Source organism: Paracoccus sp. IB05, from assembly GCF_016405985.1.
In the GTDB taxonomy this organism is placed as follows: domain Bacteria; phylum Pseudomonadota; class Alphaproteobacteria; order Rhodobacterales; family Rhodobacteraceae; genus Pseudogemmobacter.
The window spans coordinates 13907-39822 of the sequence record NZ_JAEFCF010000021.1 but is presented as its reverse complement, the minus strand read 5'-3'; the positions used below and the strand labels follow the sequence as shown (position 1 = coordinate 39822).

Below are 25916 nucleotides of genomic sequence, written 5' to 3'. Positions count from 1 at the left end.
CCGCTTATTTTTGCAGTTTCTCGTGATGCCTGATGACTTCGGATATGATGAAGGTCAGGAATTTCTTGGCGAATTCCGGATCGAGACGGGCCTCATCGGCCAGCTTTTCCAGACGTTCGATCTGACGCGCCTCGCGGGCGGGGTCGGATGGGGGAAGGTCATGCGCGGCCTTCAGCCGGCCAACCGATTGCGTATGCTTGAACCTCTCGGCCAGCGTATAGACGAGGATCGCGTCCAGCCGGTCAATCGAATCGCGATGTTCTTTCAGCAGCTCAGCGGCGCGTGCGACAGGATCACTCATCTTGTTTCTCCGGTTGCGGGGCGCGCGGGTGCCGCCAGATCGTCATCGGCTTGCCGAAAATCTCGTCATCCCGCTCGGGGGCCGCGCCAAGGCGGCGGGCCAGGGCCATCGAGCGGTGATTGTCGCGCGCAATCATGCTGATCGCCGTGTTCCAGCCAAGCGCACCGAATGCGTGGTCACGAATGGCGAAAGCCGCTTCGCTCGCATAGCCGTAACCCTCATGCGCCGGATCCCAGAGGTTCCAGGCCAGTTCGGGCTCGGGCCAGGCGGGCGGGTTCAGATGGCCGGCAAGCCCGATCGCTTCGCCGGTCTCCGTAAGCGTCACGGCAAACAGCCCATAGCCGCGCAGCACCCAATGGCCGATCACGGTCGCAAATGTCTGGAACGCGCCCGACGCGGTGGCCGGCCCGCCGGTGAACACCGCACGGGGGCTTGCCATATAGGCGATGAAGCCCGGCAGATCGCGCTCTTCGGGGGCGCGAAGCGTCAGGCGCAGGGTGTTCAGCACGGGCGCACCGGAAAGCGAGATCATGCGGTCGCCTCCGCCGTCAGCGGGAAATGCCAGAGGCTCGCCCCGGCGATATGCGGCGAGGGCTGGTCGGTTGGCGTGCCGCCGATCCTGCGGGCAATCGTCATTGACGCGTGGTTGTCGCGGTGGATCGAGGTCACCGCCGTGGAGAAACGCGGATCCGCGACCATCCAGGTCTGCACCATCTGCGCGGCCTCGGAGGCGACACCCCGCCCTTCGGCCTCCGCGCTCCAGAGCGACCAGGTCAGATCGACCGGCGCGGCGGGGTCGAAATGCAGCGGCCCGGCATGGCCAAGCGCCTCCCCACTGACGCGGTCGGTGATGATGAACCGGCCATAGCCGCGCAGATGCCACTGCCCGATCATACCGGCGAATTTCTCGAACGCCTGAGCGGCGGTCTTCGCGCCGCCGACAAACCGCGTCCGCGCCGAGGTCGCGAAGGCGACAAAGGCGGCCACATCTCCGGCCTGGGGCGCGCGCAGGACCAGGCGGTCCGAGGTGAGGATCGGAAAGCTCATGCCGCCACCCCCAGATCGCGCCGCATCCGCGACGATTCCCCCCAGGTCGAAAGCCAGATCACCAGGTTGACGCTGTGCCGCGCCAGCGCCTGAAACGCGCGGCTGGCCCAAGTGTCATGGGTCTTTTGCTCGCGGGCAAGGTCCAGATGCCCCTCTTCCTCGGCGCGGATGCTTTCGATCAGATCATGCAGCGCCGGGTCGCGCTTGCGCAAAAACGCCAGCTGGTCGGTCAGATGCTGGTGAACGGTGTCCTCCACCGCTTCGGTGCAGGCCCAGATCAGATTCGGGCCCAGAACGGTCGAGGCCGCGCCAAGCGCCCAGCCGCCCATGCTCCAAAGATACATCGCGCGACACGGACGCCCCCCGCGCCCTCGCAGCGCCGTGATGAACAGCTCGCAATGCTCGATCTCATGCGCCTTCAGCACCGCCAGCCGGTCTGCAAGCGCAGGCCAGAGGTGGCGGCAAATCGCAATCTGCGCGCCATAGATCCGGATCGCGCCGTATTCCCCGGCGTGATTGACCTTTGCGATACGGATCGCTGAGAGGCGCTCGGCAGGCGTCATTTCTTGCGCATCATTCCCGAAAGGCCGGCCGGCAGGGTCACGCCGCGCGGCATCCCCGGGATCGAGCCACCGCCGAGGCCCGGCAGGCCACCCATGCCGCCCGCGCCCTGCTGCACACCCTTTGCCAGTTCAGCAAGCTGTTCCGGCGACATTTTAGACGGGTCCGGCATACCACCGCCCTTGCCAAGGAATTGCTTGATCATGTTCTTCATCATGCCCCCCTTGCCCATCTTCTTCATCATATCGGCCATCTGCTTATGCTGTTTCAGCAGACGGTTCAGGTCCTGCACCTCAAGCCCGGCACCCGTTGCGATCCGCTTCTTGCGGCTCGCCTGGAGCATATCGGGATTGGCGCGTTCCTTTTTGGTCATCGAATTGATCAGCGCGATCTGGCGCTTGAGCATGGAATCGTTGAGGCCCGCCTCTGCCGCCGCCGCCTGGTGTTTGCCCATCCCGGGCAGCATCCCCATCAGCCCCTGCATGCCGCCCATTTTCAGCATCTGATCAAGCTGCATCTTCAGGTCGTTCATATTGAACATACCCTTGGAGAAGCGCCGGGCCATCCGCTCGGCCTGTTCGGCTTCAAACGTCTCCTGCGCGCGCTCGACCAGGGCGACGATATCGCCCATGCCAAGGATACGGCCCGCAACGCGCTCGGCATCGAAGGTCTCGATGGCATCCATTTTCTCGCCAAGGCCGACAAAACGGATCGGCTTGCCGGTCACGGCGCGCATCGACAGCGCAGCGCCGCCGCGCCCATCGCCATCCATCCGCGTCAGCACGACGCCGGAGATCCCGACCTTGCCGTCAAATTCGGTCGCAACATTGACCGCGTCCTGGCCGGTCAACCCGTCAACCACCAGCAGCACTTCGCGCGGTTGCGCGATGTCGCGGACGGACTGAACCTCGTCCATCAGCACTTCGTCGATATGCAGACGGCCTGCGGTATCAAGGAAGAGCACATCATAGCCGCCAAGGCTGGCCTGGGTTTTCGCGCGTTTCGCGATCTGAACCGCGCTCTCGCCCTTGACGATCGGCAGGCTGTCGACACCGATCTGGGTGCCGAGAATCGCGAGCTGCTCCATCGCGGCCGGGCGCTGCGTGTCCAGAGACGCCAGCAGCACGCGCTTGCCGTTGCGCTCTTTCAGCCGTTTCGCCAGTTTCGCGGTGGTCGTGGTTTTGCCCGAGCCCTGCAGACCCACCATCAGGATGGTTGCGGGCGAATTATCGATCTTCAGCGCATCCGCCGGCCCATCGCCCTGGAGCGTCCGCACCAGTTCGTCATGCACGAATTTGACGACCATCTGGCCGGGGGTAATCGATTTCGTGACCGCCGAGCCCGTCGCCTTTTCCTGCACCCGCCTGATGAATTCGCGCGCGACCGGCAGCGAAACGTCTGCCTCAAGCAGCGCGATCCGCACCTCGCGCATCGCCGATACAACATCGTCCTCGCTCAGCGCGCCCTGTTTCGTCAGGCGATCAAAGACGCCGCCAAGGCGTTCTGAAAGGCTCTCAAACATGCGCGGCTCCTCGCGTGACAGATTTTCCCCGATATGGGGCGGCGATCGGGGTGGGACAAAGCGGTTTCGCACCCGTGGGCGCAAACGCGCTGACGGATGGCGATCCCGGGCAAAGCCCAAGGGACCGGAAGCTTTTGCCTCCGGGGAATTAGCCCCGCGATTACGCAAAGCGGGGGCGAGAGTCAAGTGCAGGCGGGTTGCGCTGCCGTCAGCTGCCGGCCGCCGTCAGGGCGGCAAGCTCGTCGGGCGAAAGGCTGAGATCGGCCGCGCGGGCGAAACTTGCCACCTGGTCTGCCGAGGTGGCAGAGGCAATCGGCGCGGTGATGCCGGGCTGCGCCATGACCCAGGCCAGCGCCACCTCGGCCGGTTTCGCGCGATGGGCAGATGCCACCTCGTCCAGCGCTTCAAGGATCCGCAGCCCTTTGGCGTCAAGATATTTTTCGACCGCATCGCCGCGCGCCGATTTGTCGAGATCGGCTTTCGAGCGGTACTTCCCCGACAGGAACCCCGAGGCGAGACTAAAATAGGTCACAACCCCGATCCCCTCAGTAAGGCAAAGATCGCGCAGCGGGCCTTCGAATTCGCCCCGGTCATAGAGATTATATTCCGGCTGGATCACCTGATAGCGCGGCAGCGAGGTTCCCGCCGCCTTCAGCGCCGCGCCCAGCAAAGCCGCATCGTAATTCGAGGCGCCGATGGCTTTGATCTTACCCGATATCAGCAGCCTGTCATAGGCGCCAAGCGTATCCTCATGGCGCGCCTCAGGATCGGGCCAATGCGAGAAATAGAGGTCGATGCTCTCGACCCCGAGCCGCTTCAGCGAGTTTTCGGCCGCCTCAGCGATCCAGCCCGAGGAAAGCCCCTTCTGCCCCGGCTGCCCCAGATCAGAGCCTACCTTGGTAAAGATCTTTACCCGCTGCCGCATCCCTGGCCGCGCCCTGAGCCAGGCACCGATGATCGTCTCTGATTCGCCGCCTTTATTGCCGAGCTTCCAGGAGGAATAGACATCCGCCGTGTCGATGGCGTCAAAGCCGTGATCGACAAAGGCATCCAGCACCCGGAAGGATTGCGCCTCATCGATGGTCCAGCCAAAGACATTGCCGCCAAAGACCAGCGGCATGAAGCTCAGCCCGCTCTTGCCCGCATCGCGCCGTTCCATGGCTCTCTCCGTCCTGGCCAGAAATCAGTGACAACCCTGCCCGCCGGCCTGTCCGGGTGCAAGCCCCCGGCGGCAGCAGATGCGCCTTCAGGCCCCGATTTCGCGCGGCACGATAAAATCGACCGTGATGCCCTGACCAAAGCCGACCTCGCCCCAGCTCGCCGCGTCGAAATCAACCACAAGGGTTGCGCCGGTCGGATAGCGGGTGAATTGCGAGGAAATCGGCGTTTTCGACACCAGGCGATGGGCGAATTCGGCAATGCCGGGGTTATGCCCCAGCATCATGACGCAGTCCGTCTGGGCCTTGCGCAGCACGGTCAGCATCACATCCGGACCGGCGTGATAAAGCGCCGGCTTCAGCTCCAGCTCCGGACCTTCGGGCAGTTCTCTGGCGAGGCCCGACCAGGTCTCCCAGGTGCGCAGGGCGTCGGAACAGAGCACCTGGCCCGGAATATAGCCGCGCGAGGCAAGCCATAGCCCGAGATCCGTTGCCGCCAGTTTGCCGCGCTCATTGAGAGGGCGGTCGTGATCCGCCATGGTCGGTTCGTCCCAGCTGGATTTTGCGTGGCGGATCAGGATCAGGCGCTTCATGTGTGGAACTGTCTCATATGATAGGCTGAATGTTCAGCCAGTCTTGCATAGCGAGAGGACACCGGGCAAGCGCGTCGCGTGATGCAGCCGGAACTGAGACAATCGGCGCCGGCGGGCTGATCGAGAAAGGCGTGGCAGGCGGGGATGTCATAGCCATGGCCCCCAAGCGCTCCGGCCGGGCAGGCTGTCAGGCAGGGCGCGGGGCAATCCTCGCAGGGCTTTACACCCGGGCTGACGTCGAGCCGCTGTTTCAGCGCCAGCGCGCCGCGAAAACTGACCATCAGCCCCTGGTCCTGATGGACGAGCAGCCGGACCGGGCTGTCCCAGACCCGCCCCGACCGCAAGGCCCAGGCATAGAACGGATGCCAGGCAGGGCCACCAAAAGGAAACAGCGCTTTCGCGCCGATGGCACAGGCCAGCCGCCCGATCACCCGGCGCGACCAGCGATCCACCGGATCGGGCCGACCGTCCCATTCCGGCTGAGAGGTGAGATGCGGCCAATACCCCGGCTCCTTCGGCCCGAGGAGCAAAAGCGTCTTTGTCCCTTTGGGAAACCCCGCCTCCTCCGGATCGGGATTGAACCCTCCGAGCAACGTCAGGAAATGCGGCGCGAGACGCGCCTCCAGGTCTTCCAGATCGTTCAGCGGTGCCGATGCCATGCCAGACCTCTTGCAGGCGGGGGCCAGCCCCCGCACCCCCGGAGTATTTTTATCAAGAGGAAGAAGCTGGCTTCCTCTTGACTTAAATACTCCCGCCGGAGGCTTCCGCGCTTTGCCGGAAGCGACGGCTCAGCCGCGTTTCACACGCGGTTTCACCCGGGGTTCGGTCGAGCGGATCTGGCTCCCTGCCCCGTGATCGGTAAAGAGCTCCAGGAGTGCCGCATTCGGAATGCGGCCATCGAGAATGGTGACTGCCCGCACCCCTTCTTCGATCGCCTTCAGCGCGGTCTCGGTTTTCGGGATCATGCCGCCCGCGATCACGCCGTCACTGGTCAGCTGGCGGATCTCTTCGGGGGAAAGCGAGGTCATCACCTGGCCATCCGCCCCTTTCACCCCGGCCACATCGGTTAAAAGAAGCAGCCGGTCGGCCTGCAGCGCGCCGGCAATCGCGCCGGCAGCGGTGTCACCATTCACGTTGAAGGTCTCGTTGTCATTCATGCCGGTTGCCACCGGTGCCACCACAGGGATGATCCCGGCGAGGTAAAGATCACGCAGCACCTGAACATTCATCTCGACCGGGCGGCCGACAAAGCCCAGTTCAGGATCATCGGCCTCGCAGACCATCAGATCGTCATCCTTGCCGGAGATTCCGACAGCACGCCCGCCTGCATCCATGATCGCCTGCACGATGCGCTTGTTCACAAGGCCCGAGAGGATCATCTCGACCACTTCGACCGTCGCCTTGTCGGTCACCCGCTTGCCGCGCACGAATTCCGATTTGATACCCAGTTTCGACAGCATCTCATTGATCATCGGCCCGCCGCCATGCACCACGACCGGATGCAGGCCGACCTGCTTCATCAACACAATATCGCGGGCGAATTCGGCCATCGCCCCGTCATCGCCCATCGCATTGCCGCCGAATTTCACCACCACCACCGCATCCTCATATCTTTGCAGATAGGGCAGCGCTTCCGAGAGCATTTTCGCGGTGTTCTGGGCGTCTTGCATGGTCAGGGTCTGCTGCTTCATGATGGCCTCCGGGTTGCCTTTGCCCCATAGGACTTTCACGCCCCCTTGCCAAGCACCGCACAGCCGGCCCGGATGGTTTTGGGCAGGGATCCGGGCGCGGTTTTGACACGGGGGGTCGCAAAGGCTATGCCCTTCGGCATTGATATGGTGATTTAAGCGAGCGAAGTCTTGAGTGCAGAAGACAATCCCCGCGCAGCAAAGGCGCCCCGCAAACTGAGCGAGGCGAATATCAACCGCCGCGAAGAGATCCTCGAGGCCACAGAACGAGTGTTGCGCCGGGACGGATATTCCGGCCTCACCGCGCGCAAAGTAGCGGCTGAAGCCGGGTTCTCACTGGGCCATATTACCTATAATTTCAACGGGATGGACGAAGTTCTCTCCGAGACCTATCGCCGTCTGTCGGGGCGGTTGCGCGACAGTATCGCCAGTGCAGGTTGCGCCAATGCGCCGCCACTGGCCCGGCTCGAAGGGTTTCTCGACGCGGCTTTCACGCCTGAATTTCTTGACCCTGCTCACCTGCGGCTCCGGATCGATCTTTGGTCGGCTGCGCTGACATCCGAAGTGATTGCCGCAACCGAATCCGGGCTTTACGCGCATTATCGCAGCGATCTCGAGGGGCTTTTGCTGGCGGTCGCAGGGGACGAACCCGCACGCCGGGCGCAGGTGCCTTTGCTGACCGATACGCTGATGGCGACACTGGACGGGCTCTGGCTTGACTGGATGCGCCGGCGTGATGATGCCGCAATCCGCCACGTGCTCAAAGGGTGCATGGCGCTGGTGCGCGCACTTTTGCCGTGACGAGACTGCGCTCTCAGGCGGTGCGGCGAGGGCGCCGGCTTTCCAGCCAGCCAAAGCCCAGGACGATCACCCCGGCCAGCACCAGATAAACCGCCGCGACAAAGAACAGCGGCTCGTAGGTGATCAGCAGATCCTGGCGGACCCGGCTGGAGGCGGCATAGATTTCCAGCACCGTGATCGTCGCGACCAGGGGCGTGGCTTTCAGCTGAAGCACAGTTTCTCCGCCCAAAGTCGGCAAGACGCTTTGCAGCGCCTGGGGGAAGGAAATCCGCGTCAGGATCTTGTGGCGCGGCATCCCCATGGCGCGGGCGGCCTCGATCTGGCCGCGCGGCACCGAAGCAAAGGCCCCGCGCATCACCTCGCCCTCATAGCCCGCGTAGGACAGCGACAAGGCCAGCAGCGCATAGGGCCAGGCCTGGCGCAGGATCGGCCAGAGCTCGCTCTCGCGGATCCAGGGGATGCCGGGGAAAAGCGAGCCCAGCCCGTAATACCAAAGCCAGATCTGCAACAAAAGCGGCGTACCGCGGATCACGGTGCAGAAGGCGCGGGCCGGCACCGCCAGATACCATGGCCCCGAGGCCTGGGCGAGACCAAGCGGCACCGCAAGAGTGAACCCGATCAGCACCGAAAGCGCCATCAGCCAGATCGTACGCCAGATACCCTGCAGGATCAGGGTCTGGTATTTCGGCTCCCCCAGCCAGTCCCAGCGGCCGGCAAGGCAGATCCACAGCACGAGACCTGCGGCGATCAGCATCATGATAATGCGATGTGGCTGAAGCAGGGCCTTCATCAGCGCCCTCCCGTCTGGCGAGGCGGGTCACCACGCCGCGCCCAGCGTTCCAGCCGCGCGAAACCCCAGGTCGAAAGCAGGGTAATCACAAGGTAGATCAGACCCGCTGCGATGAAAAAGGTGAAGAAAGCCTTGGTGGTGCTTGCCGCCTGGCGGGTCGCAAGGGTCAGTTCGTTAAAGCCCACAATCGCCATCAATGCCGTGTCCTTGGTGGCGATCAGCCAGAGGTTCGAGAGGCCCGGCAGCGCCAGGCCCAGCATGGTCGGCAAGGTGATGCGGCTGGCCACTTTGCGCGCCGGCATCCCCATCGCTTTCGCGGCCTCGATCTGGCCGGAGGGCACGGCAAGAATGGCGCCGCGCAGGATCTCGGTCGCATAGGCGCCCTGCACCACACCCAGCACGATGATCCCGGCGACCACGCCGGAAATCTGGATCCGGCCGAAATCCAGCGCCATCAGCGCCCGGTTCAAAAGGTCTGTCAGCCCGAAATACAACAGAAGGATCAGGATCAGCTCGGGCAAAGCCCGCACCATGGTCGTGTAAACGCTGAGGCAATCGCGCAGGACCGGCCCGCCATAGATCTTGCCATAGGCGCCTGCGAGGCCGATCACCAGACCGATGCCAAAGGCGCCGACCGCGATCCGGATTGACGCCCAGAGCGCGATCAGCAGGGTTCCCCCCCATCCGGGAGGGCTGAGGGCCAAAAGGCCGAATGTGCTTTCCACGGCGTACCGCTCCGGCGATCAGGGCTTATTCACCGTAGATCGATGAGGCGAAGTATTTCGCGGTGATCGTGTCATAGGTGCCATCGGCCCGAACCGCCGCGATGCCCTTGTTGAAGGCTTCTTTCAGCTTTTCATCGCCCTTGCGGATCCCGACGCCGACGCCAAGGCCCAGCACCGCCGGATCATCGGCCACAGCGCCCATCGATTCACAGCAGGCCTGACCATCGGAAGACGCGAGGAAGGCGTCGAGTGCGGTCGAATCCGCCTGGATCGCATCGACGCGGCCCGCCACCAGGTCCTGGTTCGCCTCGTCCTGGGTCTGATAGGCTTTGACCTCGGAGGCCACGCCTGCGAAATGCTTCTCGGCATAGGCCTGATGGATGGTCGCGACCTGAACGCCGAGGATCTTGCCCGTCAATCCGGCCGCATCCGGCGTGATGCCCGCCCCTTTCGCGGCGACGATCATCGAGGGTGTGTTGTAGTATTTATTTGAGAAATCAATGACTTTCAGACGTTCATCATTGATCGACATCGAATTCATGATCGCATCAATCTGACCTGCGGTCAAAGCGGGGATAATGCCATCCCAGGCGGTGGGGGTGATGACACAGTCAAGCGCTGCCGCCTTGCAGACCGCCTCCATCATCTCGATCTCCCATCCGGTCCAGTTCCCCGAGGCATCGACGCTGGCAAAGGGCGGATAGGGTTCGGGCGCCATGCCGACGCGAACGGTCTCGGCAGCGGCCATACCGGTAAAGCCGATGGCGAAAGCGGCGGCGAGTGCGATTTTTTTCATAGTCATCTCCCTGTTTTGTTGGCTGGTCTTCTTACGAGACCGATTTAAGAAACTGTTTCAGCCGGGCCGATTGCGGGGCACCGAAGAGCTGGTCAGGCGGCCCTTCCTCCTCGATCAACCCGTTATAAAGATAGACAATATGGTCCGAGACTTCGCGGGCGAATTTCATTTCATGCGTGACCAGAAGCATGGTGCGCCCCTCATCGGCAAGACTGCGGATGACGGCGAGAACCTCGCCGACCAGTTCCGGGTCAAGTGCCGAGGTCGGCTCGTCAAACAGCATGGCGCGCGGCTCCATGCACAGCGCGCGCGCGATGGCGGCGCGTTGCTGCTGACCGCCCGACAGAAAGGCCGGATAGGCATTTTCCTTGGCAGAAAGGCCGACCCGGTCCAGCAATTTGCGTGCGGTCGCAATGGCCTCGTCCTTCGGCTTTTTCAGCACATGGACCGGCACTTCGATGAGGTTCTCCAGCACCGTCTTATGGGTCCAGAGATTGAACTGCTGGAACACCATACCAAGACTTTGCCGGATCCGCTCGATCTGGCGGCGGTCGGCAGGGGTGCCGTCGCCCCGGCACCGCACCTCTTCGCCACCGATCAGAATCCGCCCCGATGAGGGCGTCTCAAGAAAGTTCACACAGCGCAAAAGCGTCGACTTCCCCGAGCCCGATCCGCCGATCAGCGTGACCACATCCCCCTCTTTCGCCGAGATCGAGACCCCCTTGAGCACCTCATGCGGGCCGAAGCTCTTATGCAGATCCTCGACCCGGATCGCCTCGGCTCTGGCTGTGATGCTGGCGGGGGGGGCAGTGGTCGCGATGCTCATCAGGTCCGGCTGCCCCTTTTGTCGCTACGCCGCCTTCTCCCGGGCAAGCAGGAACCGGCGCACATGCGGAAGCACCTGTTCGGTCGCCTCGATGAAAATCGCATGTTTCAACTCCGGAAGGACCACCAGTTCCGCCCCGGGCATTGCCCCGGCGATCAGCCTATTGAGACGGGGATTGCAGCCGCCGTCAAGCGCGCCGGTCAGAACCTGGGCGGATGCATGAATTTTATGCAGCCAGGGCGCCATTTCGGTTTCCGCATAGATATCAAATACATTCAGAAAGACATCCGCCGGGGTCTCAACCACCTGCTGCTTGCGCCAGGCGATCACATCCGGGCGGGCCGCCACGAAAGCATCGGTGAACCAGCGCGCGGTCAGCGTATCCAGCACCGGGCCGATGCCTTTTTCGCGCATCGCCTGCACCACAGCCCTGACCTTCGCACTATCCTCTTCGCTGCGGAAGGCGGCGGTCGACCAGAGGCCCAGCGAGCGCACGCGATCAGGGTAACGCCGCGCATAGGCCGGGCCGATCATCCCGCCCAGCGAATGGCCGGCGAAATGCGCGCGCTCAATACCCAGCTTCGCCCGCAGCGCCTCGAGGTCATCGACAAGGTCCTCAAGGCCAAAGCGACCGGCCGGTTGCGGACTTTCCCCATGGCCGCGAAGATCATAGCTGATACAGGTAAACCGGTCCTGCAGCCCTTCGACCAGGCGGGCAAAGGTGGCTCGGCGCGCACCGATCCCATGGATGAGGAAGAGCGGCGGGCCCTCGCCCGCCACCGAATAAGCGCAATCGATCGCGGCCATGGCTCACTCCGGTTTTGGGTCGGACCCGAGCCGCCCGCCAAAGGCCCAGTCGTGTTTCGCAACATCTGTAAAGACGATCTGAAGCGCTTCCGGCGTGCCACCGCAGGTTTCGACAAAGGCCCGGGTGAGGGCTTTGGCACAGGCACGCTTTTGTTCGACAGTGCGACCTTCGAACATTTCGATACGGATCATTGGCATTTTCTGGTCCTTGCTTTCACTTATGCAACTTTTTGGCGCATGGGCCGGATGGAGGGCATGACCTCTGCCGCGAAGCGGCTCATCATATCAAGTGTGGCCTCCTGGGGCTGGCCGAAATTCGACGAGGCGATCACCTCATCGATCCCCAGTTCAGCATAGCCGGCCAGCCTGTCGATCATCTCGGCTTGCGTACAGATGAGCACGTTCTGGCGTAACTCCTCAACCGTCTGGCGCCGCGGCAGCGGGCGGATCATGCCATGATCCACCAGGCCCGGCCCGCCAAAGACATTGTCAAAGCTCTGGTAATAGTGATGCGCACGGGCCGTCATCTGATCCGCCTCTGCCTCATCACGCGCAAGCCATAGCGTGCGTTGCAGCGAGAGCCGCTGTCGGTCCGGTCGGCCAGCCCGGGCGCGGCCAGAATGGAAGGCATCCACCTGGCTGCGCAGGATCTCGTGGCTGGCCCCGAGCGGTGTGGTCTGGACAGAATAGCCCCTGGCCGCTGCCGCCTCGATCCCGGGCGGTGCCATGATCGCCAGCGCGACCGGGATCGGATCTTCGGGGCGCGGCATCACTGTAAGCGCGTCAAAGCGATAGCGAGACCCCTCCCAGGTCACCTCTTCACGCGTCAGAAGCGCCTCGAGAACGGCAAGGCTTTCCTCGAAAATGGCCTTGGTATCTTCCATCGGGACACCGATTCGGCCGGTTTCAAAACCAAATGCCCCCTTGCCGACCCCAAGAACCAGGCGCCCGTCACAAAGCGCCTGGGCCTGAACGACTTCACCGGCGAAGACCCGCATATCCCTGATCGGCAACTGACAGATCGAGGTCGAAATCTCGAGATCCCTGGTCAGGGACGCGATTCTGACAGCGAGCTGCAGCGGCGAAGGGACCAGTAGAATATTGATCAGATGATGTTCCGGGATTGCGACACCGCGATAGCCACAGAACTCGGCATGAAGCGCCTGGTCGGTCATCTCACGGTAGAGCTGCTTGCCCCCGGTCTCCCGGCACAGGAGGTGACTGCTGAGAAAATGTGAAAAATCCAATCGCCTTCCCTCCATTCTGCACGAGTGTACAATTGTACATCCGAGCAAACCTGTCAACAGAGAAGAACAGGCCGGGAAAACACCACAAGGCCAGATGCGAGACCGAAAGAATGGAGAGAGTTCAGCAGCCAGAGGCACCGGAGTTTTAAGAAAAACTCCGGGCCGGTTTCTGTGCAGAAACCGGCTTCTATTCCAGCGTTGCGATCACGGCGCGCAGGGTCTCGACGCCCTCGCCCTTTTCGGAACTGGTCACGATGATCTCGGGATAGGCGGCCGGATGCTTTTGCAAGGCCTGTTTCACCTGCTCGATATTGGCCTCGCGGGTGGCGAGATTGACCTTATCTGCCTTGGTCATCACGACCTGGAAGGTCACGGCTGATCGGTCGAGCAGGCCCATGATCTCGTCATCTACCGCTTTCACGCCATGGCGCGTATCGATCAGAACAAAAGCACGCCGCAGGGTCTGCCGTCCGGCAAGATAGGATTTCAGCAATTCCTGCCATTTGCGCACAATAGCCACCGGGGCTTCGGCAAAGCCATAGCCGGGAAGGTCGACGAGATAGCGGCTGTCGCCGAGTGTAAAGAAGTTGATCTCCTGCGTCCGGCCTGGGGTATTCGACGCGCGCGCGAGGCTTTTGCGCGTGGTCAACGCATTGATCAGGCTTGATTTCCCGACATTGGAGCGACCGGCGAAGCAGACCTCCACGCGGTCAGCCGGCGGCAGTGCCGCCATGGTGGTCACGCCCTTCACGAAATCGACCGGCCCGGCAAAAAGCAGCCGCCCGGTTTCGCGCGCCGCGTCCTCCGGTTCTGCAGCAAGGGTAAACGCCATCGTCATGCCAGTACCTCGACCCTGTCTTCCGGGCGGATCTCGCCGCCCTCCAGCACGGTGCCGAACACACCGAAATCCTGCACGCCGACGGTTTCCATCAGCGCATCCAGCGTATCCGCGTCAACCAGGCCGGTTTCCGGGTTCGACATGGTGGCACGGCAGCGCCCCACCCTTTCGCGGATCTCCAGCACGGTGGCGCCAATCCGCAACCGCCGTCCTACCCAGGTCATCTCTTCCCAGGGCGCGAAACCGTCAACCCAGAGATTGCCGCGCCAGCGATGGATCGAGAGGTCGCGCTTCATCTTCTGCCCGAGTGCGGCATTTGAGGCGAGGTTCTTGATCGAGAGGCTGGCATAGGCCGTGTCGGTCATTGCCCGATCCGGCGCGTGCACCAGGGCCACCGGGCGAAACCGCAGCTGCGGGCTGATCGGCAGCACCCAGTCGATCAGCTTTTCGCCTTCACTTTCGGGAAAGAAGACCAGCGGCGGCAGGTCCGGATGGGTGAGGCGCATTTCGCCCGAGACCTCATCGAACCGCGCCTCGATCGCCATCAGCGTCGGGCTGCGCGCTGCGCGCTGAAAGTTGATGCAGGGCATCCAGGACGGCGCCCCGGGATCAAATTTCGACAGGTCATGCGCCACGGCCCAGTGGCGATCCCAGGGCATCGCCTCGCCTTCCGACAGCCGAACGGACGCGAGCTGCTCGCGTCCGTGGGCCTTGATCGGATGACGGAGGATCTGCGCAAGGCGCCCTTCACTGGTCATTTCTTTTTCGCACTGCCTTTATCCGCAAGCTTGCCGGCGGGCGCTTTATTGGCATTGGCCGCCGCTTCCTTCTTGCGAAAGCCCGAGCGGATATTGCCGAAGATATCCGGCTTATGCCCGTGGCTGCGCATGATGATGAACTGCTGCGAGAAGGTGATGACGTTGTTGGTGATCCAGTAAACCACCAGGCCCGAGGCAAAACCGCCAAGCATGAACATGAACACCCAGGGCATCCAGGCGAAGATCGAGGCCTGGACCGGATCGGTGGGCGCCGGGTTCAGCTTTTGCTGCAGCCACATGCTGATGCCGAGAAGGATCGGCAGCGCGCCGATAAAGACCAGATGCAGGATCGAGCCGGTCGCCGGTGCATCCCAGGGCAGCGCGCCGAACAGGTTGAACAGCGACGAGGGATCGGGCGCCGAGAGGTCCTGCAGCCAGCCGAAGAAGGGCGCGTGCCGCAATTCGATGGTGACGAAGATCACCTTGTAAAGCGAGAAGAAGATCGGAATCTGGATCAGGATCGGCAGACAGCCCGCCGCCGGATTGACCTTTTTATCGCGGTAAAGCTGCAGCATTTCCTTTTGCAGGCGCTGCTTGTCTTCGCCAGCCCGTTCCTTGAGCGCCTCCATCTCGGGCTGCAGCTCTTTCATCCGCGCCATCGAGACATAGGATTTGTAAGCCAGGGGCAGCACGATCAGCTTCAGCACGAAGGTCAGTGCTATGATCGCAAGGCCCATATTGCCGATCAGGCCATGGATCCAGTGCAGCAGCGCGAAGATCGGCTTGGTCAGGAAGTAGAACCAGCCCCAGTCAATCGAATCGATGAACCCGGGGATCGGGGCCCGGGCCTCATCGGCCTTGGCACCGAACAGTTTCGACACGAAGCCCGGCTCGTTCTGGTAGTCGCGGATCGCTTCCCATTCCTTGGCGCCGACGAAGAAGCGGGTCGAGGTGGTGAGGCTTTGGCCCGGGGTCACGATCACAGTGGGCTGACGCGCCTCGGTCAGATAGAGGTCATGCGAGGCCACATATTTCGTAACCTGGGTGATCGGCTTGCCCTGTTCGGGCACCAGGAGCGACATCCAGTAGTGATCGGTAAAGCCGATCCAGCCGCCATCCGAGGCTTCGACGACGCTGGCCGGTGCGGCCTCGCGTTCGACCGGGTCGAGGGCGACGATGTTTTTATAGGTGGTTTCGGTCAGCTTGCCATCGGCGCGGGCAATGGCGCCTTCATGCAGGATGAAGAAGCTCTTCATATTCGCGGGCAGGCCATAGCGCTGGATCTGACCGTAATAGAACATCGAGGCATCACCGGTGCCGGTATTCGCAACCGTCTCATTGACGGTGAACATGAACTCTTCATCCACCGAGATCTCGCGGGTGAAGGTCAGGCCCTTGCCATTGTCCCAGGTCAGTCTGGCGGGGTTGCCCGGCGACAGCGCACCGGTGGTCACCGGCGTCCATTCGGTTTGCGCGCCGGGCACATCGCCCTCGGTCAGCGAACCAGCGGGGCGCCAGCCGAAGAGCGCGAACCAGGCGCCCTGCTCGCCTTGCGGCGTCAGCAGGCGGACAATCGGCGAGTCATCCTCGATGGTCTCGTGGTAATTTTTCAGACGCAGATCGTCGATACGGCCACCGCGCAGCGAGATCGAACCTTCCAGCTGCGGCGTTTCCACCCGCAGACGCGGCGCTTCGGGAACCGGCTCTGACCCAGCTACAGCGCCCGCCTCAGGCAGAGCCGCGCCGGGTTGTTCCGTGGTGGCGGTCTCAACCGGAGCCGTCGTTTCCGGAGGAGGGAAGAGCCAGAACCACACCAGGATGACCAGAGCGCTGAGCACCATGGCGAGAATGAGGTTCTTGTTGTTTTTCTCGTCCATATTCTGAACCGCTGCCGCATGTAAGGAAGGATCAGCGGTCTTCAACAGAAGGGGGGGCGAAAGGTCAAGCGGTTTCGCCGGAAAAGCCGGCGAACCGGGCCGGTATCCGGCTGATTAGCGCATTCCGGCCTGCCACAGCAGGGTGCACGAAGCAGCAGGTCTCAGCCGCCCCGCGCGCCAATCCGCGGGATGCGGTCGGGGCGGTTCTGGTGTTTACGGATCCATTCCAGCGTGTCTTCGGGGTTCAGCGGCCGTTCGATTCCATAGCCCTGCACAAAGCGGCACCCAAGCTGGGACAACATGGAATGCTCACTTGCGGTCTCCACCCCTTCGGCCAGCGTCTCCAGCCCAAGCCGGTCCGCCAGCGAGATGATCGCCGACACCATGCGCTGCTGATCGCGATCCTGGTCCACCCGGGTGACAAAGCTGCGGTCGATCTTCAGGCGCCGAACGGTAAAGCGCCGGATGGTCGAGATCGAAGCATGGCCGGTGCCGAAATCGTCAAGGTCGATGCCGCAGCCCATCGAGGCCAGCTGCGCGATATTCGACACGATCACATCATTCTCGGCCTGGGCCACCACGGTCTCAAGGATCTCCACCGTGAGCCGGGCCGGTTTCAGATCGAACCGCTCCAGCTCCCAGCGGATACGGTCTGGCAGGCGCGGGTTGCGCAGTTCCGCCGCCGAGAAATTGACCGAGACCGTGGGGACCTGCAACCCCGCCTTGTCCCAGTCTTTCAGCGCGACCAGCGCATGGGACAGCATGGTCTCGCTCAGACGATCGCTCAGATCGCTGCTTTCGACCAGCGGCAGGAACTCCGCCGGCGAAAGCACGCCGCGCAGCGGGTGATGCCAGCGTGCCAGCGCCTCGAGCCCGGAAATCTCGCCGGTATCGGTGGAAATCTGCGGCTGGAACCAGGCGCGGATCTCTCCCTTATCGAGCGCCTCTTCGAGATCGTCGCGCAGTGCAGCGCGGACGACACTGCGTTCGGCCATATCACGCGAGAAGGCCCGGATCGCGCCCGGCCCGTGGCCAAGCGCCTCGTCTGCCGCCGCCTGGGCCGCATCGAGCAGCGATCGCCCGGTCGCCTCGGGTGAGCAGCCCCCGATACAAAAACCGATAGAGCAGGTGATATAAAGCCGCGCTCCGCCAAGCGAAATCGGTTCCGCCACCGCATCCTGGAGCCGCGCACAAAGCTGAACCATGCTTTCCAGATCCAGCCGCCTCACCGGCGAGAGCACAACGACCGCCGAAGCGCCAAGCGGATTGGTCACAAGATCCCCCGCCCTCAGCGCGCCGCGAATGCGGTCCGTCGCGCGCTCCAGCACTTCGGTATGGGCGGCGCGGCCATGGCGTTCCAGCGTATTGGTCAGATTGTCGAACTGCACGATCAGGCAGGCCGTATTGCGCCCATTATCCGTGACCAGCGGCAGCATCCGGTCCATCGCCGCAATCGCCCGCTGCAGCGATGTCCCTTCGTCCTTGTCCCCCAATGGCATCGGCGCCCGCAAAGGATCCGGCCCGGCGATGGCGATCACCAGCGGCAGGCCAAGCGCGAGAAAGATCAGCGCCCGCTCACCGCCCAGCCAGAACCCCGCAAGCGTGATCGCGGGCAGAAACAGAAGAAATTCCGGCCGCCGGAAACAGCCCAGGGCCTTCAGATACCTGCGGGTGCGGGCTGTGCTGGGAAGAGCCGACATACGGGAACCCTCTCTGATATGGCGCCGGGCCATCGCAGAACAGGATTGGCGAAACCTGTATGGGCTTTCTTAATCCGGAAGACGAAGATGCTTCGCATTTTCCTCAACTTCTCCGGGTTCTCCGGTCATCAGCCCGAGGAAATCGAAGATGCCGGGGTCAGCAAGATGCGAGGGGCGCACATTCATCAGCGAACGGAACATCACCTGACGGCGGCCCGGGGTGCGCGTTTCCCACTCATCAAGCAGCTTTTTCACCTGGGCCCGTTGCAGCCCTTCCTGGCTGCCACAGAGATCACAGGGGATGATCGGATAATTCATCGCGCGGGCAAAACGGTCGCAGTCAGCCTCGGCCACAAAGGCCAGGGGCCGGTAAAGGAACAGATCGCCCTCTTCATTCACCAGCTTCGGTGGCATGCTCGCCAGCCGGCCGCCATGGAAGAGGTTCATGAAAAAGGTCTCGAGAATGTCATCGCGGTGATGCCCGAGCACCACGGCCGAACAGCCCTCTTCCCGCGCAATCCGGTAGAGATTTCCGCGCCTTAGCCGCGAACAGAGCGAACACATCGTCGCACCTGGCTTGATTTTCGCGGTCACCACCGAATAGGTGTCCTGATATTCGACCCGGTGCTCGACCTCCATTTTCGCCAGAAATTCCGGCAGTACGGTCGAAGGGAACCCCGGCTGACCCTGATCGAGATTGCAGGCCAGCAGATCGACCGGCAAAAGCCCGCGCCATTTCAGCTCATACAAGACGGCGAGCAGCGTGTAGCTGTCCTTGCCGCCCGAAAGGCAGACAAGCCAGCGCGTCCCCGGCTGGATCATGCCATAGGTGTCGATCGCCTCGCGCACCTGGCTTACGAGGCGTTTCCTCAGCTTGCGGAACTCGGTCGATTTCGGAGCGCCGTAAAACAGCGGATGAATATCGTCGGCCTCGTCCAGCATCGGTGCACCTTCATGTGTTCCTGTGGCCAGATGGCCGTTCAGCGTTAACAGGTCAAGCCCCTCACCGGCCCATCAGCCACCCTGATGTCGCTGCCGCAGCTTTGCAAAGCAATCGATTCGCTTTTTCAGCGCTTATTCGCAGCCGCATTCTGGCGGGCCGTACAGAACGAGGCATTCAGGTCTTGGCGGACCCAGTCCTGCCCCCCCGAAAGCATCCTCGGGGTCATGGTCGCAATCATTGCCCGCGCCATAAGAATGTCGCCTGCGCGGATTTTACCGCTGGTTTCCACCCGAAATCCAGCCAGGTTGGTGCTCTGTCGTGCCCGAAACGCTGACCACGGAGCACGCCCGGCGGCGATCCGCACTGGCCCCTGGCAGCTTTGAGGGAAGGTCGCGCATCGGGTGGCCTCATTCAGATGTTGACGAAGGCGTTCTCTGCACGGTGGGAAGGCCTGTGACACGCTCCCAATACTCAGCAGCTCTTGCCTCGAATGTGACGCCTCTGCCATCAGACTGGTAGAGAGATCCCCTGGCCAGACCCGCCGCGTAATTCTGCTCGACCCAGCCCCGCGGGTCATTATGCGGAAACTTATAGCCGACGTGACCGAGCTTGGCGGCGCCGGCGTAATGAGAGTCGCGCAGATGCAGGGGAACCGGTTTTGGCGCTTCTGAAGTCACCATCTTCATTGCCAGCCCAATGCCACGGCACGCTGAATTCGACTTCGGCGCCAAAGCGATATGCAGCGCCGCATGGGCCAGGATAATCTGCGCCTCAGGATAACCGATCTTCTCCACTGCGTGCAGGGCGGCAACCGCAGTCTGCAGCGCGGTGTTGTCAGCAAGGCCAACATCTTCCGAGGCATGGATCATCAGCCGTCGCGCAATGTAGCGTGGATCTTCACCGGCATGGATGAGCCGGGCCAGCCAATAGAGCGTGGCATCCGGATCCGAGCCCCTTGCCGCCTTGATCATCGCACTGACGACATCGTAATGCATATCGCCACTGCGATCATGGTTCACCGGCGCCGAGGCATAGACTTCCTCGATCATCTCACCGGTAATGACCACCCGCGCCTGGTCATGCCCGACCGCGAGGCTTTCCAGCGTCGTGAGCGCGCGTCGCGCGTCGCCACCGGACCGGCCCGCCAGCAGACGCATCTGCGCAGGCTCCAGGACCACTTCGATGCCTTCCTCTTTCAGATGGGCAAGGCCGCGCAAAAGAACACGTTCCATGTCTTCTATGGTCAGCGGCTCAAGCTTCAGAATATGCGAGCGCGATATCAGAGCGGGCGGCAACACGTGGTAGGGATTGCCGGTTGTCGCACCGATGAAATCGGCCGTGCCCTCCTCACAGATTGACAGGAGATCGTCGCATTGCGTCGCGCTGAAGCGGTGCACCTCGTCCACGAAAATCAGCAATGGCCGGATCCGGGCCTCATCCGCCAGTTCACGCAAGTCCTTTACGCCGGCGCGGGTTGCGTGCAGCGGGCGGAATTCCTTGCCCAGCATATTGCCGACCGCTCTGGCAATCGAGGTCTTCCCGATGCCGGGAGGGCCATAAAGGATCAGGCTGCCAAGCCGGCCGGCAGCGATCCGGCGGCGCAACACTGAGCCGGGCTTAACGATATCGGGCTGGCCGAACACATCATCAAGCGTCTGCGGGCGCAGAACTGCGGCCAGCGGCTGTTTCGTCTGCCTGGGGGCACTGTCGAAAAGGTCGGACATGGGGATACCGGGTTTGAAGGATCTATCTCGAAGCCAGATTGCGACACCAGGCCGCCAGCCTCGCACCGGGCGGGACCTCGGGAGCCAGGGCATGCCCCTGCCCTCTCACCTCTGAAAGGCTGTTCGGCCGCAGCCGGCCGGCAGGGGGGCGCAGCGCCCCGGCACCTGGGGGCTTCGGATCGGTGCGACCACCGGGGGAATCGAAGAGATCGGTCATGGGCGCAGCTTCGCATGAAGCGATCAGCGCCGGAAGCGCCGAGGTAAAAGCCTAGCGCCCAAACGGATAAGGCCCACCCCTGACAATCAGAGGCGGGCCCTTTAATCATCCCGATCCCAGACAGGCGGGGATCAGTCGCGCGAGATCACTCTTCAGCGGCTTCCAGACGGGCGCGGTCAGCGGCGCCTTTGGCCGAAGTGTCACGGTCAACGAATTCGATGATCGCCATCGGAGCCATATCGCCATACCGGAAACCGGCTTTCAGGACGCGCACATAGCCGCCCTGACGCTCTTTGTAGCGCGGGCCGAGAATCGCGAAGAGCTTCTCGACGTCTTTGTCTTCTTTCAGCTGGGCGGCAGCCTGACGACGGGCGTGCAGGTCGCCACGCTTTGCCAGCGTGATCAGCTTCTCGATGATCGGACGCAGTTCCTTCGCTTTCGGAAGGGTGGTCTTGATCTGCTCATGCTCGATCAGCGAGCCGGACATATTCGAGAAAAGCGCCTTGCGGTGCTCATGGGTGCGGTTGAGGCGACGATAGCCGCGGGCGTGACGCATGGGTCTCTCCTATAGCGTTTTTACTTTGTGTTGCCGGTCTGCGTTGGACCGGCGTCGTTGGGGCAGGATTGCCCGGGGTCTTCATCGCGCTCCCTCAAACACAAAGCGGGAGGCGGGGGGTCCGGGGGGCCTTAGCCCCCCGGCTGCCTTAACAGGTTCTGCGGGGCCTTAGCCCCCCGGCTGTCTTAACAGGTTCTGTGGGGCCTTAGCCCCCTGGCCTTGCTCAGTCAACCGGCGTTCAGCCAGGCATCGCAAAGGATCAGAACTGATCTTCGAAGCGCTTGGCCAGATCTTCGATATTTTCCGGCGGCCAGTCTTCGACTTCCATCCCGAGATGCAGACCCATGCCCGAAAGCACTTCCTTGATCTCGTTCAGCGACTTGCGGCCGAAGTTCGGGGTGCGCAGCATCTCGGCTTCGGTCTTCTGGATCAGATCGCCGATATAGACGATATTGTCGTTCTTCAGGCAGTTTGCCGAACGGACCGACAGTTCCAGCTCGTCGACTTTCTTCAGCAGCAGCGGGTTGAATTCGAGGCCCGAATCCACTTCGCCACCACGCGCCGCTTCCGGCTCGTCGAAGTTCACGAAGACCGCCAGCTGATCCTGCAGGATGCGCGCAGCATAGGCCACGGCATCATCCGGCGTCAGCGAGCCGTCGGTTTCGATCTTCATCGTCAGCTTGTCATAGTCGAGCACCTGACCCTCACGGGTCGGCTGCACTTCATAGGACACGCGCTTGACCGGCGAATAGATCGCATCGATCGGGATCAGGCCGATCGGCGCATCTTCCGGACGGTTCTTGTCGGCCGAGACATAGCCCTTACCGGTGCTCACGGTCAGTTCCATGAACACGTCTGCCCCGTCGTCAAGGTGACAGATCACGTGATCCTTGTTCAGCACTTCGATGCCGTTGGTCTCGGAAATCGCGCTCGCGGTGACAACACCGGGGCCACGGGCCGAGATCGAAAGACGCTTCGGCCCTTCGACATCCATCTTCAGCGAAACGCCTTTGAGGTTCAGAACGATATCGGTGACATCCTCGCGGACGCCCGGCACCGAGGAGAACTCATGCAGGACATTGTCGATCTGGACGCTGGTGATCGCAGCGCCCTGCAGCGACGACAAGAGAACGCGGCGCAGCGCGTTGCCGAGCGTCAGGCCGAAGCCCCGCTCCAGCGGCTCTGCGATGACCGTGGCAACGCGGCCTGCGTCACTCCCCGGCTTCACGACCAGCTGGGTCGGTTTGATCAGTTCCTGCCAGTTCTTGTGGATCATGCTTATGCCTCCATACCTGCCATCGCTTCCATGTTCCGGGTGAAGCGCGGCGCCCGAGGGTCTTTAACGAAGTCTGAGAACCAGACCGTCAAACAGGAACACCCGGGCCATGCACCAGCACGGCCCGGGCTTGATCTTGAAAGATCAGACGCGGCGACGCTTCGGCGGGCGGCAACCATTATGCGCCAGCGGGGTCACGTCGCGGATCGAAGTGATGGTCAGACCAATCGCGGAAAGTGCGCGGAGCGCCGATTCACGACCCGAACCCGGGCCCTGAACTTCGACTTCCAGCGTTTTCACGCCATGTTCCTGCGCCTTGCGGCCGGCGTCTTCAGCAGCCATCTGGGCAGCATAAGGCGTCGATTTGCGCGACCCCTTGAAGCCCATGGTCCCGGCCGACGACCAGGAAATGGCATTGCCCTGAACGTCCGAGATCAGGATTTTGGTATTGTTGAACGACGAGTTCACATGAGCAACGCCTGCGGCGATGTTCTTGCGCTCTTTACGCTTGCCACCACGGGCGGCTTTCGGATCACGTGCCATGTGTCAGGCCTCCCCTTACTTCTTCTTGCCAGCGATGGCCTTTGCGGGGCCTTTGCGGGTGCGAGCGTTGGTGTGGGTCCGCTGACCACGCACCGGGAGACCGCGACGATGGCGCAGACCGCGATAGCAGCCGAGATCCATCAGGCGCTTGATGTTCATCGAGGTTTCGCGACGCAGGTCGCCCTCGACGGTGAAGTTCGCGTCGATATATTCGCGGATCGCCAGCACTTCTGCATCCGAGAGATCATTCACGCGGCGCGCCGGGTCAATGTTCAGCGCGGTGACGATCTGGCTCGCGATATGCGCGCCGATGCCGGTGATATACTGAAGCGCAATCGGAACGCGCTTATTGGTGGGGATGTTAACGCCAGCAATACGTGCCACGCGTGATTTCCTTTCGTTGCGGTTCCGTAGCTCCAGAACCTTTTTTCACAACCGGCCAGCAAAACTGTTCCGGCCGATTCGATCTTCCCGAAATGGGAAACCCCGGAGCGGTGATTCCACCCCGGGACGCTGTGCAATATGGTCAAATGCTTTGCGGGTCAAGGCCCCGCGCCGGATTTTCATGCCTTGTCAAGAACTTTCGCGATCTCGGCGGCAACGCTCTCCATCGCGGCCATGCCATCAACCTGGGTCAGCCCGCCCTTGGCATAGTAATAGCCCAGCAGCGGCGCGGTCTGTTTGTAATATTCGCGCAGACGCCTGGCGAAGACCTCAGGATTGTCATCCGGACGCACCGGCTCGCCGGCGCTGGCGGCTTCTTCGGCGCGCCTCACGATGCGGCCAACCAGGGCCTCATCATCCACCACCAGCTCGATCACCGCGTCCAGTCTTGTTCCTTTGGCCGCGAGCAAGGCGCCCAGGGCATCGGCCTGGGCCAGGGTGCGCGGGAAGCCATCAAAGATGAAACCACCAGCAGCGCCACGATCAAGCTGTTCGGCGATCAGGCCGATCACGATCTCATCGGTCACCAGCTGGCCGGCATCCATGATCGCAGCAACCTTCTTCCCCATTTCGGTGCCCGAGCTTTTGGCCGCGCGAAGCATGTCGCCGGTCGAAAGCTGAACCATGCTGCGCCCGGTTTCGAGCCGCTTGGCCTGGGTGCCTTTGCCGGCCCCGGGGGGGCCAAGCAGGATGATATTCTTCGCCAAAGCGTTGTCCTTTCCCTCAGGCCTGCACACCTTCGCGTGCAGGCTCTCCCTTAACCTCGGGCTTAGCGGCGGGCCGGAGCGCGCGGGCCCGTCTTGCGCTTGCCGCGCAGCTGCGACTTTTCGATCAGGCTCTCATACTGATGTGCCAGCAGATGCGACTGAACCTGGTTGATCGTGTCCATCGTCACCGACACCACGATCAGAACCGAAGTCCCGCCAAAGTAGAAGGGCAGACCGATATTGGCGATCAGGAATTCCGGCAGCAGACAGACGGCAGCCAGATAGGCCGATCCCAGAACAAGCACGCGATTGGTCACATAGGTGAGGTAATCCTCGGTCTTCTTGCCAGGGCGGATCCCCGGGATAAAGCCGTTCTGCGTCTTCAGGTTCTCGGCCACTTCGTCAACTTTGAAGCTGACATTATGGGTGTAGAAATAGCTGAAGAAGACGATCAGCAGACCCAGAGCCAGGGCGTGCAGCGGCGTCCCGTAGCCCAGATACAGCGCGATCCAGCTGATCACCGGGTTCGTTGTATTGCCCGAGAAGGTGCCGATGGTGGTCGGCAGCAGCAGGATCGACGAGGCGAAGATTGCCGGGATAACGCCTGCCGGGTTGACCTTGATCGGCAGATGCGACGAGCCGCCGTCATAGACCTTCATCCCCACCTGGCGGCGCGGATACTGGATATGGATCTTGCGCAAAGCGCGTTCCATGAACACGACGAAGGCAATGACGATGATCACCATCACGATCACGCCAAGGATCACCGGGGTCGAGATCGCGCCCGAACGGCCCTGCGCGAGGAAGTTCATCAGCGCGGCCGGGATCTCGGCGACGATACCGACGAAGATGATCAGCGAGATGCCATTGCCGATGCCGCGGGCGGTGATCTGCTCGCCCAGCCACATCAGGAACATGGTGCCGCCGACCAGGGTGATCACCACGCCGGCGATGAAAAACATTCCCGGATTATGCGCCAGATCACCGGCTTCAAGCGATTTCGCGATGCCGAAAGCCTGGAAGACCGCCAGCAGCACGGTGCCATAGCGGGTATACTGGTTCAGCTTCTTGCGCCCCAGCTCACCCTCTTTCTTGAGGTTCTTCCAGGGCTCATACATCGTGCCCAGCAGCTGGACGATGATCGAGGCCGAAATATAGGGCATGATGCCAAGGGCGAAGATGCCCATCCGGCTCATGGCGCCCCCGGTAAACAGGTTCAGCATCCCGCCGATCCCCTGCCCCACCTCGGCCCAGGTGCGCCGCAAAGCCTCACCCTCGATGCCAGGCACCGGAATATAGGTGCCAAGCCGATAGATGATCAGCAGGCCGATGGTAAAGAAAATGCGTTGGCGAAGATCGGTCGCCTTGGCCAAAGCCCCCCAGGAGAGGTTGGCGGCCATTTGCTCTGCGGCAGATGCCATTTCCGGTCTCTTTCATGGACAGCGCCGCCGGACCGTTTTATCCGGGTCCGG

Annotated in this window: 29 protein-coding genes; 1 reads left to right on the top strand and 28 read right to left on the bottom strand. The window is 62.3% G+C overall.

What is annotated here, in order from left to right; translation table 11 throughout:
- Window positions 1–4: 4 nt before the first annotated feature.
- From JC607_RS14515 to argB, 9 genes are all read right to left on the bottom strand, one after another.
- Complete coding sequence (locus tag JC607_RS14515) at window positions 5–301, bottom strand: chorismate mutase (RefSeq protein WP_198837630.1); 297 nt, start codon at window positions 299–301, stop codon at window positions 5–7.
- On the bottom strand, window positions 294–833 hold the full coding sequence (locus JC607_RS14510) for a GNAT family N-acetyltransferase (RefSeq protein WP_198837629.1): 540 nt from the start codon (window positions 831–833) through the stop codon (window positions 294–296). Before JC607_RS14510 ends, JC607_RS14515 begins: the two co-directional genes overlap by 8 nt.
- A complete protein-coding gene (locus tag JC607_RS14505; protein WP_198837628.1) occupies window positions 830–1348 on the bottom strand; it encodes a GNAT family N-acetyltransferase in 519 nt (172 codons plus the stop codon). The genes JC607_RS14510 and JC607_RS14505 overlap by 4 nt, the downstream gene beginning before the upstream one ends.
- On the bottom strand, window positions 1345–1911 hold the full coding sequence (locus tag JC607_RS14500; RefSeq protein ID WP_198837627.1) for a demethoxyubiquinone hydroxylase family protein: 567 nt from the start codon (window positions 1909–1911) through the stop codon (window positions 1345–1347). Before JC607_RS14500 ends, JC607_RS14505 begins: the two co-directional genes overlap by 4 nt.
- Window positions 1908–3431, bottom strand: a complete 1524-nt coding sequence (gene ffh / locus JC607_RS14495) for a signal recognition particle protein (protein WP_198837626.1) — start codon at window positions 3429–3431, stop codon at window positions 1908–1910. Before ffh ends, JC607_RS14500 begins: the two co-directional genes overlap by 4 nt.
- 208 nt (window positions 3432–3639) lie before the next feature.
- Window positions 3640–4590, bottom strand: coding sequence for an aldo/keto reductase (locus JC607_RS14490; protein WP_198837625.1), 951 nt, complete (start codon window positions 4588–4590; stop codon window positions 3640–3642).
- An 87-nt stretch (window positions 4591–4677) separates the two neighbouring features.
- On the bottom strand, window positions 4678–5181 hold the full coding sequence (locus JC607_RS14485) for a histidine phosphatase family protein (protein WP_198837624.1): 504 nt from the start codon (window positions 5179–5181) through the stop codon (window positions 4678–4680).
- Entirely contained in the window at window positions 5178–5840 is a 663-nt protein-coding gene (locus tag JC607_RS14480; protein ID WP_198837623.1) for a ferredoxin, read from the bottom strand. The genes JC607_RS14485 and JC607_RS14480 overlap by 4 nt, the downstream gene beginning before the upstream one ends.
- Window positions 5841–5969: 129 nt before the next feature.
- Window positions 5970–6851 carry an acetylglutamate kinase gene (argB, locus tag JC607_RS14475; RefSeq protein WP_370584813.1) on the bottom strand — a complete coding sequence of 294 codons (882 nt, stop codon included), beginning with the start codon at window positions 6849–6851 and terminating at the stop codon, window positions 5970–5972.
- 189 nt (window positions 6852–7040) lie between these two features.
- Between argB and JC607_RS14470 the strand changes: the two genes are divergently transcribed.
- Window positions 7041–7670 carry a TetR/AcrR family transcriptional regulator gene (locus JC607_RS14470; RefSeq protein WP_198837621.1) on the top strand — a complete coding sequence of 210 codons (630 nt, stop codon included), beginning with the start codon at window positions 7041–7043 and terminating at the stop codon, window positions 7668–7670.
- A 13-nt stretch (window positions 7671–7683) separates the two neighbouring features.
- Here JC607_RS14470 and JC607_RS14465 read toward each other — a convergent pair whose 3' ends face one another.
- The 19 genes from JC607_RS14465 to secY form a co-directional block, all read right to left on the bottom strand.
- Complete coding sequence (locus tag JC607_RS14465; RefSeq protein ID WP_198837620.1) at window positions 7684–8460, bottom strand: ABC transporter permease; 777 nt, start codon at window positions 8458–8460, stop codon at window positions 7684–7686.
- Complete coding sequence (locus JC607_RS14460) at window positions 8460–9185, bottom strand: ABC transporter permease subunit (RefSeq protein WP_198837619.1); 726 nt, start codon at window positions 9183–9185, stop codon at window positions 8460–8462. The genes JC607_RS14465 and JC607_RS14460 overlap by 1 nt, the downstream gene beginning before the upstream one ends.
- 25 nt (window positions 9186–9210) lie before the next feature.
- Window positions 9211–9987: a transporter substrate-binding domain-containing protein gene (locus tag JC607_RS14455; RefSeq protein WP_198837618.1), complete on the bottom strand. Its 777-nt coding sequence runs from the start codon at window positions 9985–9987 to the stop codon at window positions 9211–9213.
- A 25-nt stretch (window positions 9988–10012) separates the two neighbouring features.
- Window positions 10013–10807 (bottom strand): ABC transporter ATP-binding protein, encoded by a 795-nt coding sequence (locus JC607_RS14450; RefSeq protein WP_198837617.1) that lies wholly within the window; start codon window positions 10805–10807, stop codon window positions 10013–10015.
- Window positions 10808–10831: 24 nt separating this feature from the next.
- Window positions 10832–11614: an alpha/beta fold hydrolase gene (locus JC607_RS14445; RefSeq protein ID WP_198837616.1), complete on the bottom strand. Its 783-nt coding sequence runs from the start codon at window positions 11612–11614 to the stop codon at window positions 10832–10834.
- A gap of 3 nt (window positions 11615–11617) precedes the next feature.
- Window positions 11618–11836: a 4-oxalocrotonate tautomerase gene (locus JC607_RS14440; RefSeq protein ID WP_370584812.1), complete on the bottom strand. Its 219-nt coding sequence runs from the start codon at window positions 11834–11836 to the stop codon at window positions 11618–11620.
- A complete protein-coding gene (locus JC607_RS14435) occupies window positions 11833–12861 on the bottom strand; it encodes an LLM class flavin-dependent oxidoreductase (RefSeq protein WP_198837614.1) in 1029 nt (342 codons plus the stop codon). The genes JC607_RS14440 and JC607_RS14435 overlap by 4 nt, the downstream gene beginning before the upstream one ends.
- A 187-nt stretch (window positions 12862–13048) precedes the next feature.
- Window positions 13049–13699, bottom strand: a complete 651-nt coding sequence (gene yihA / locus JC607_RS14430) for a ribosome biogenesis GTP-binding protein YihA/YsxC (protein WP_198837613.1) — start codon at window positions 13697–13699, stop codon at window positions 13049–13051.
- Window positions 13696–14457 (bottom strand): MOSC domain-containing protein, encoded by a 762-nt coding sequence (locus JC607_RS14425; protein WP_198837612.1) that lies wholly within the window; start codon window positions 14455–14457, stop codon window positions 13696–13698. The genes yihA and JC607_RS14425 overlap by 4 nt, the downstream gene beginning before the upstream one ends.
- Entirely contained in the window at window positions 14454–16334 is a 1881-nt protein-coding gene (gene yidC / locus JC607_RS14420) for a membrane protein insertase YidC (RefSeq protein ID WP_198837611.1), read from the bottom strand. The genes JC607_RS14425 and yidC overlap by 4 nt, the downstream gene beginning before the upstream one ends.
- Before the next feature lie 161 nt (window positions 16335–16495).
- Window positions 16496–18034: a bifunctional diguanylate cyclase/phosphodiesterase gene (locus JC607_RS14415; protein ID WP_198837610.1), complete on the bottom strand. Its 1539-nt coding sequence runs from the start codon at window positions 18032–18034 to the stop codon at window positions 16496–16498.
- Window positions 18035–18103: 69 nt separating this feature from the next.
- Window positions 18104–18976 (bottom strand): tRNA 2-thiocytidine(32) synthetase TtcA, encoded by an 873-nt coding sequence (ttcA, locus tag JC607_RS14410; RefSeq protein ID WP_198837609.1) that lies wholly within the window; start codon window positions 18974–18976, stop codon window positions 18104–18106.
- 408 nt (window positions 18977–19384) lie between these two features.
- Window positions 19385–20701, bottom strand: coding sequence for a replication-associated recombination protein A (locus JC607_RS14405; protein WP_198837608.1), 1317 nt, complete (start codon window positions 20699–20701; stop codon window positions 19385–19387).
- Between the two features lie 362 nt (window positions 20702–21063).
- Window positions 21064–21474, bottom strand: coding sequence for a 50S ribosomal protein L17 (rplQ, locus tag JC607_RS14400; protein WP_198837607.1), 411 nt, complete (start codon window positions 21472–21474; stop codon window positions 21064–21066).
- 259 nt (window positions 21475–21733) lie between these two features.
- Window positions 21734–22750: a DNA-directed RNA polymerase subunit alpha gene (locus JC607_RS14395; protein WP_092899193.1), complete on the bottom strand. Its 1017-nt coding sequence runs from the start codon at window positions 22748–22750 to the stop codon at window positions 21734–21736.
- 144 nt (window positions 22751–22894) lie between these two features.
- Window positions 22895–23293 (bottom strand): 30S ribosomal protein S11, encoded by a 399-nt coding sequence (gene rpsK / locus JC607_RS14390; RefSeq protein WP_092899195.1) that lies wholly within the window; start codon window positions 23291–23293, stop codon window positions 22895–22897.
- Between the two features lie 15 nt (window positions 23294–23308).
- Window positions 23309–23677, bottom strand: coding sequence for a 30S ribosomal protein S13 (rpsM, locus tag JC607_RS14385; RefSeq protein WP_198837606.1), 369 nt, complete (start codon window positions 23675–23677; stop codon window positions 23309–23311).
- 179 nt (window positions 23678–23856) lie between these two features.
- Window positions 23857–24444 (bottom strand): adenylate kinase, encoded by a 588-nt coding sequence (locus JC607_RS14380; protein ID WP_198837605.1) that lies wholly within the window; start codon window positions 24442–24444, stop codon window positions 23857–23859.
- A 62-nt stretch (window positions 24445–24506) separates the two neighbouring features.
- Complete coding sequence (secY, locus tag JC607_RS14375; protein WP_198837604.1) at window positions 24507–25865, bottom strand: preprotein translocase subunit SecY; 1359 nt, start codon at window positions 25863–25865, stop codon at window positions 24507–24509.
- Window positions 25866–25916: the final 51 nt, after the last annotated feature.

What these genes read in the sequence shown, in the direction of transcription:
- JC607_RS14485 (WP_198837624.1), bottom strand. Translation starts at nt 5,181, where the DNA reads ATGAAGCGCCTGATCCTGATCCGCCACGCAAAATCCAGCTGGGACGAA.
- ttcA (WP_198837609.1), bottom strand. Translation starts at nt 18,976, where the DNA reads ATGCTGGACGAGGCCGACGATATTCATCCGCTGTTTTACGGCGCTCCG.
- JC607_RS14445 (WP_198837616.1), bottom strand. Translation starts at nt 11,614, where the DNA reads ATGGCCGCGATCGATTGCGCTTATTCGGTGGCGGGCGAGGGCCCGCCG.
- rplQ (WP_198837607.1), bottom strand. Translation starts at nt 21,474, where the DNA reads ATGCGTCACGCCCGCGGCTATCGTCGCCTCAACCGCACCCATGAGCAC.
- JC607_RS14500 (WP_198837627.1), bottom strand. Translation starts at nt 1,911, where the DNA reads ATGACGCCTGCCGAGCGCCTCTCAGCGATCCGTATCGCAAAGGTCAAT.
- JC607_RS14425 (WP_198837612.1), bottom strand. Translation starts at nt 14,457, where the DNA reads ATGACCAGTGAAGGGCGCCTTGCGCAGATCCTCCGTCATCCGATCAAG.
- rpsK (WP_092899195.1), bottom strand. Translation starts at nt 23,293, where the DNA reads ATGGCACGTGATCCGAAAGCCGCCCGTGGTGGCAAGCGTAAAGAGCGC.
- JC607_RS14450 (WP_198837617.1), bottom strand. Translation starts at nt 10,807, where the DNA reads ATGAGCATCGCGACCACTGCCCCCCCCGCCAGCATCACAGCCAGAGCC.
- JC607_RS14505 (WP_198837628.1), bottom strand. Translation starts at nt 1,348, where the DNA reads ATGAGCTTTCCGATCCTCACCTCGGACCGCCTGGTCCTGCGCGCGCCC.
- JC607_RS14405 (WP_198837608.1), bottom strand. Translation starts at nt 20,701, where the DNA reads ATGTCCGACCTTTTCGACAGTGCCCCCAGGCAGACGAAACAGCCGCTG.
- JC607_RS14480 (WP_198837623.1), bottom strand. Translation starts at nt 5,840, where the DNA reads ATGGCATCGGCACCGCTGAACGATCTGGAAGACCTGGAGGCGCGTCTC.
- JC607_RS14515 (WP_198837630.1), bottom strand. Translation starts at nt 301, where the DNA reads ATGAGTGATCCTGTCGCACGCGCCGCTGAGCTGCTGAAAGAACATCGC.
- JC607_RS14395 (WP_092899193.1), bottom strand. Translation starts at nt 22,750, where the DNA reads ATGATCCACAAGAACTGGCAGGAACTGATCAAACCGACCCAGCTGGTC.
- yihA (WP_198837613.1), bottom strand. Translation starts at nt 13,699, where the DNA reads ATGACGATGGCGTTTACCCTTGCTGCAGAACCGGAGGACGCGGCGCGC.
- JC607_RS14490 (WP_198837625.1), bottom strand. Translation starts at nt 4,590, where the DNA reads ATGGAACGGCGCGATGCGGGCAAGAGCGGGCTGAGCTTCATGCCGCTG.
- JC607_RS14415 (WP_198837610.1), bottom strand. Translation starts at nt 18,034, where the DNA reads ATGTCGGCTCTTCCCAGCACAGCCCGCACCCGCAGGTATCTGAAGGCC.
- JC607_RS14465 (WP_198837620.1), bottom strand. Translation starts at nt 8,460, where the DNA reads ATGAAGGCCCTGCTTCAGCCACATCGCATTATCATGATGCTGATCGCC.
- yidC (WP_198837611.1), bottom strand. Translation starts at nt 16,334, where the DNA reads ATGGACGAGAAAAACAACAAGAACCTCATTCTCGCCATGGTGCTCAGC.
- ffh (WP_198837626.1), bottom strand. Translation starts at nt 3,431, where the DNA reads ATGTTTGAGAGCCTTTCAGAACGCCTTGGCGGCGTCTTTGATCGCCTG.
- argB (WP_370584813.1), bottom strand. Translation starts at nt 6,851, where the DNA reads ATGCAAGACGCCCAGAACACCGCGAAAATGCTCTCGGAAGCGCTGCCC.
- secY (WP_198837604.1), bottom strand. Translation starts at nt 25,865, where the DNA reads ATGGCATCTGCCGCAGAGCAAATGGCCGCCAACCTCTCCTGGGGGGCT.
- JC607_RS14455 (WP_198837618.1), bottom strand. Translation starts at nt 9,987, where the DNA reads ATGACTATGAAAAAAATCGCACTCGCCGCCGCTTTCGCCATCGGCTTT.
- JC607_RS14510 (WP_198837629.1), bottom strand. Translation starts at nt 833, where the DNA reads ATGATCTCGCTTTCCGGTGCGCCCGTGCTGAACACCCTGCGCCTGACG.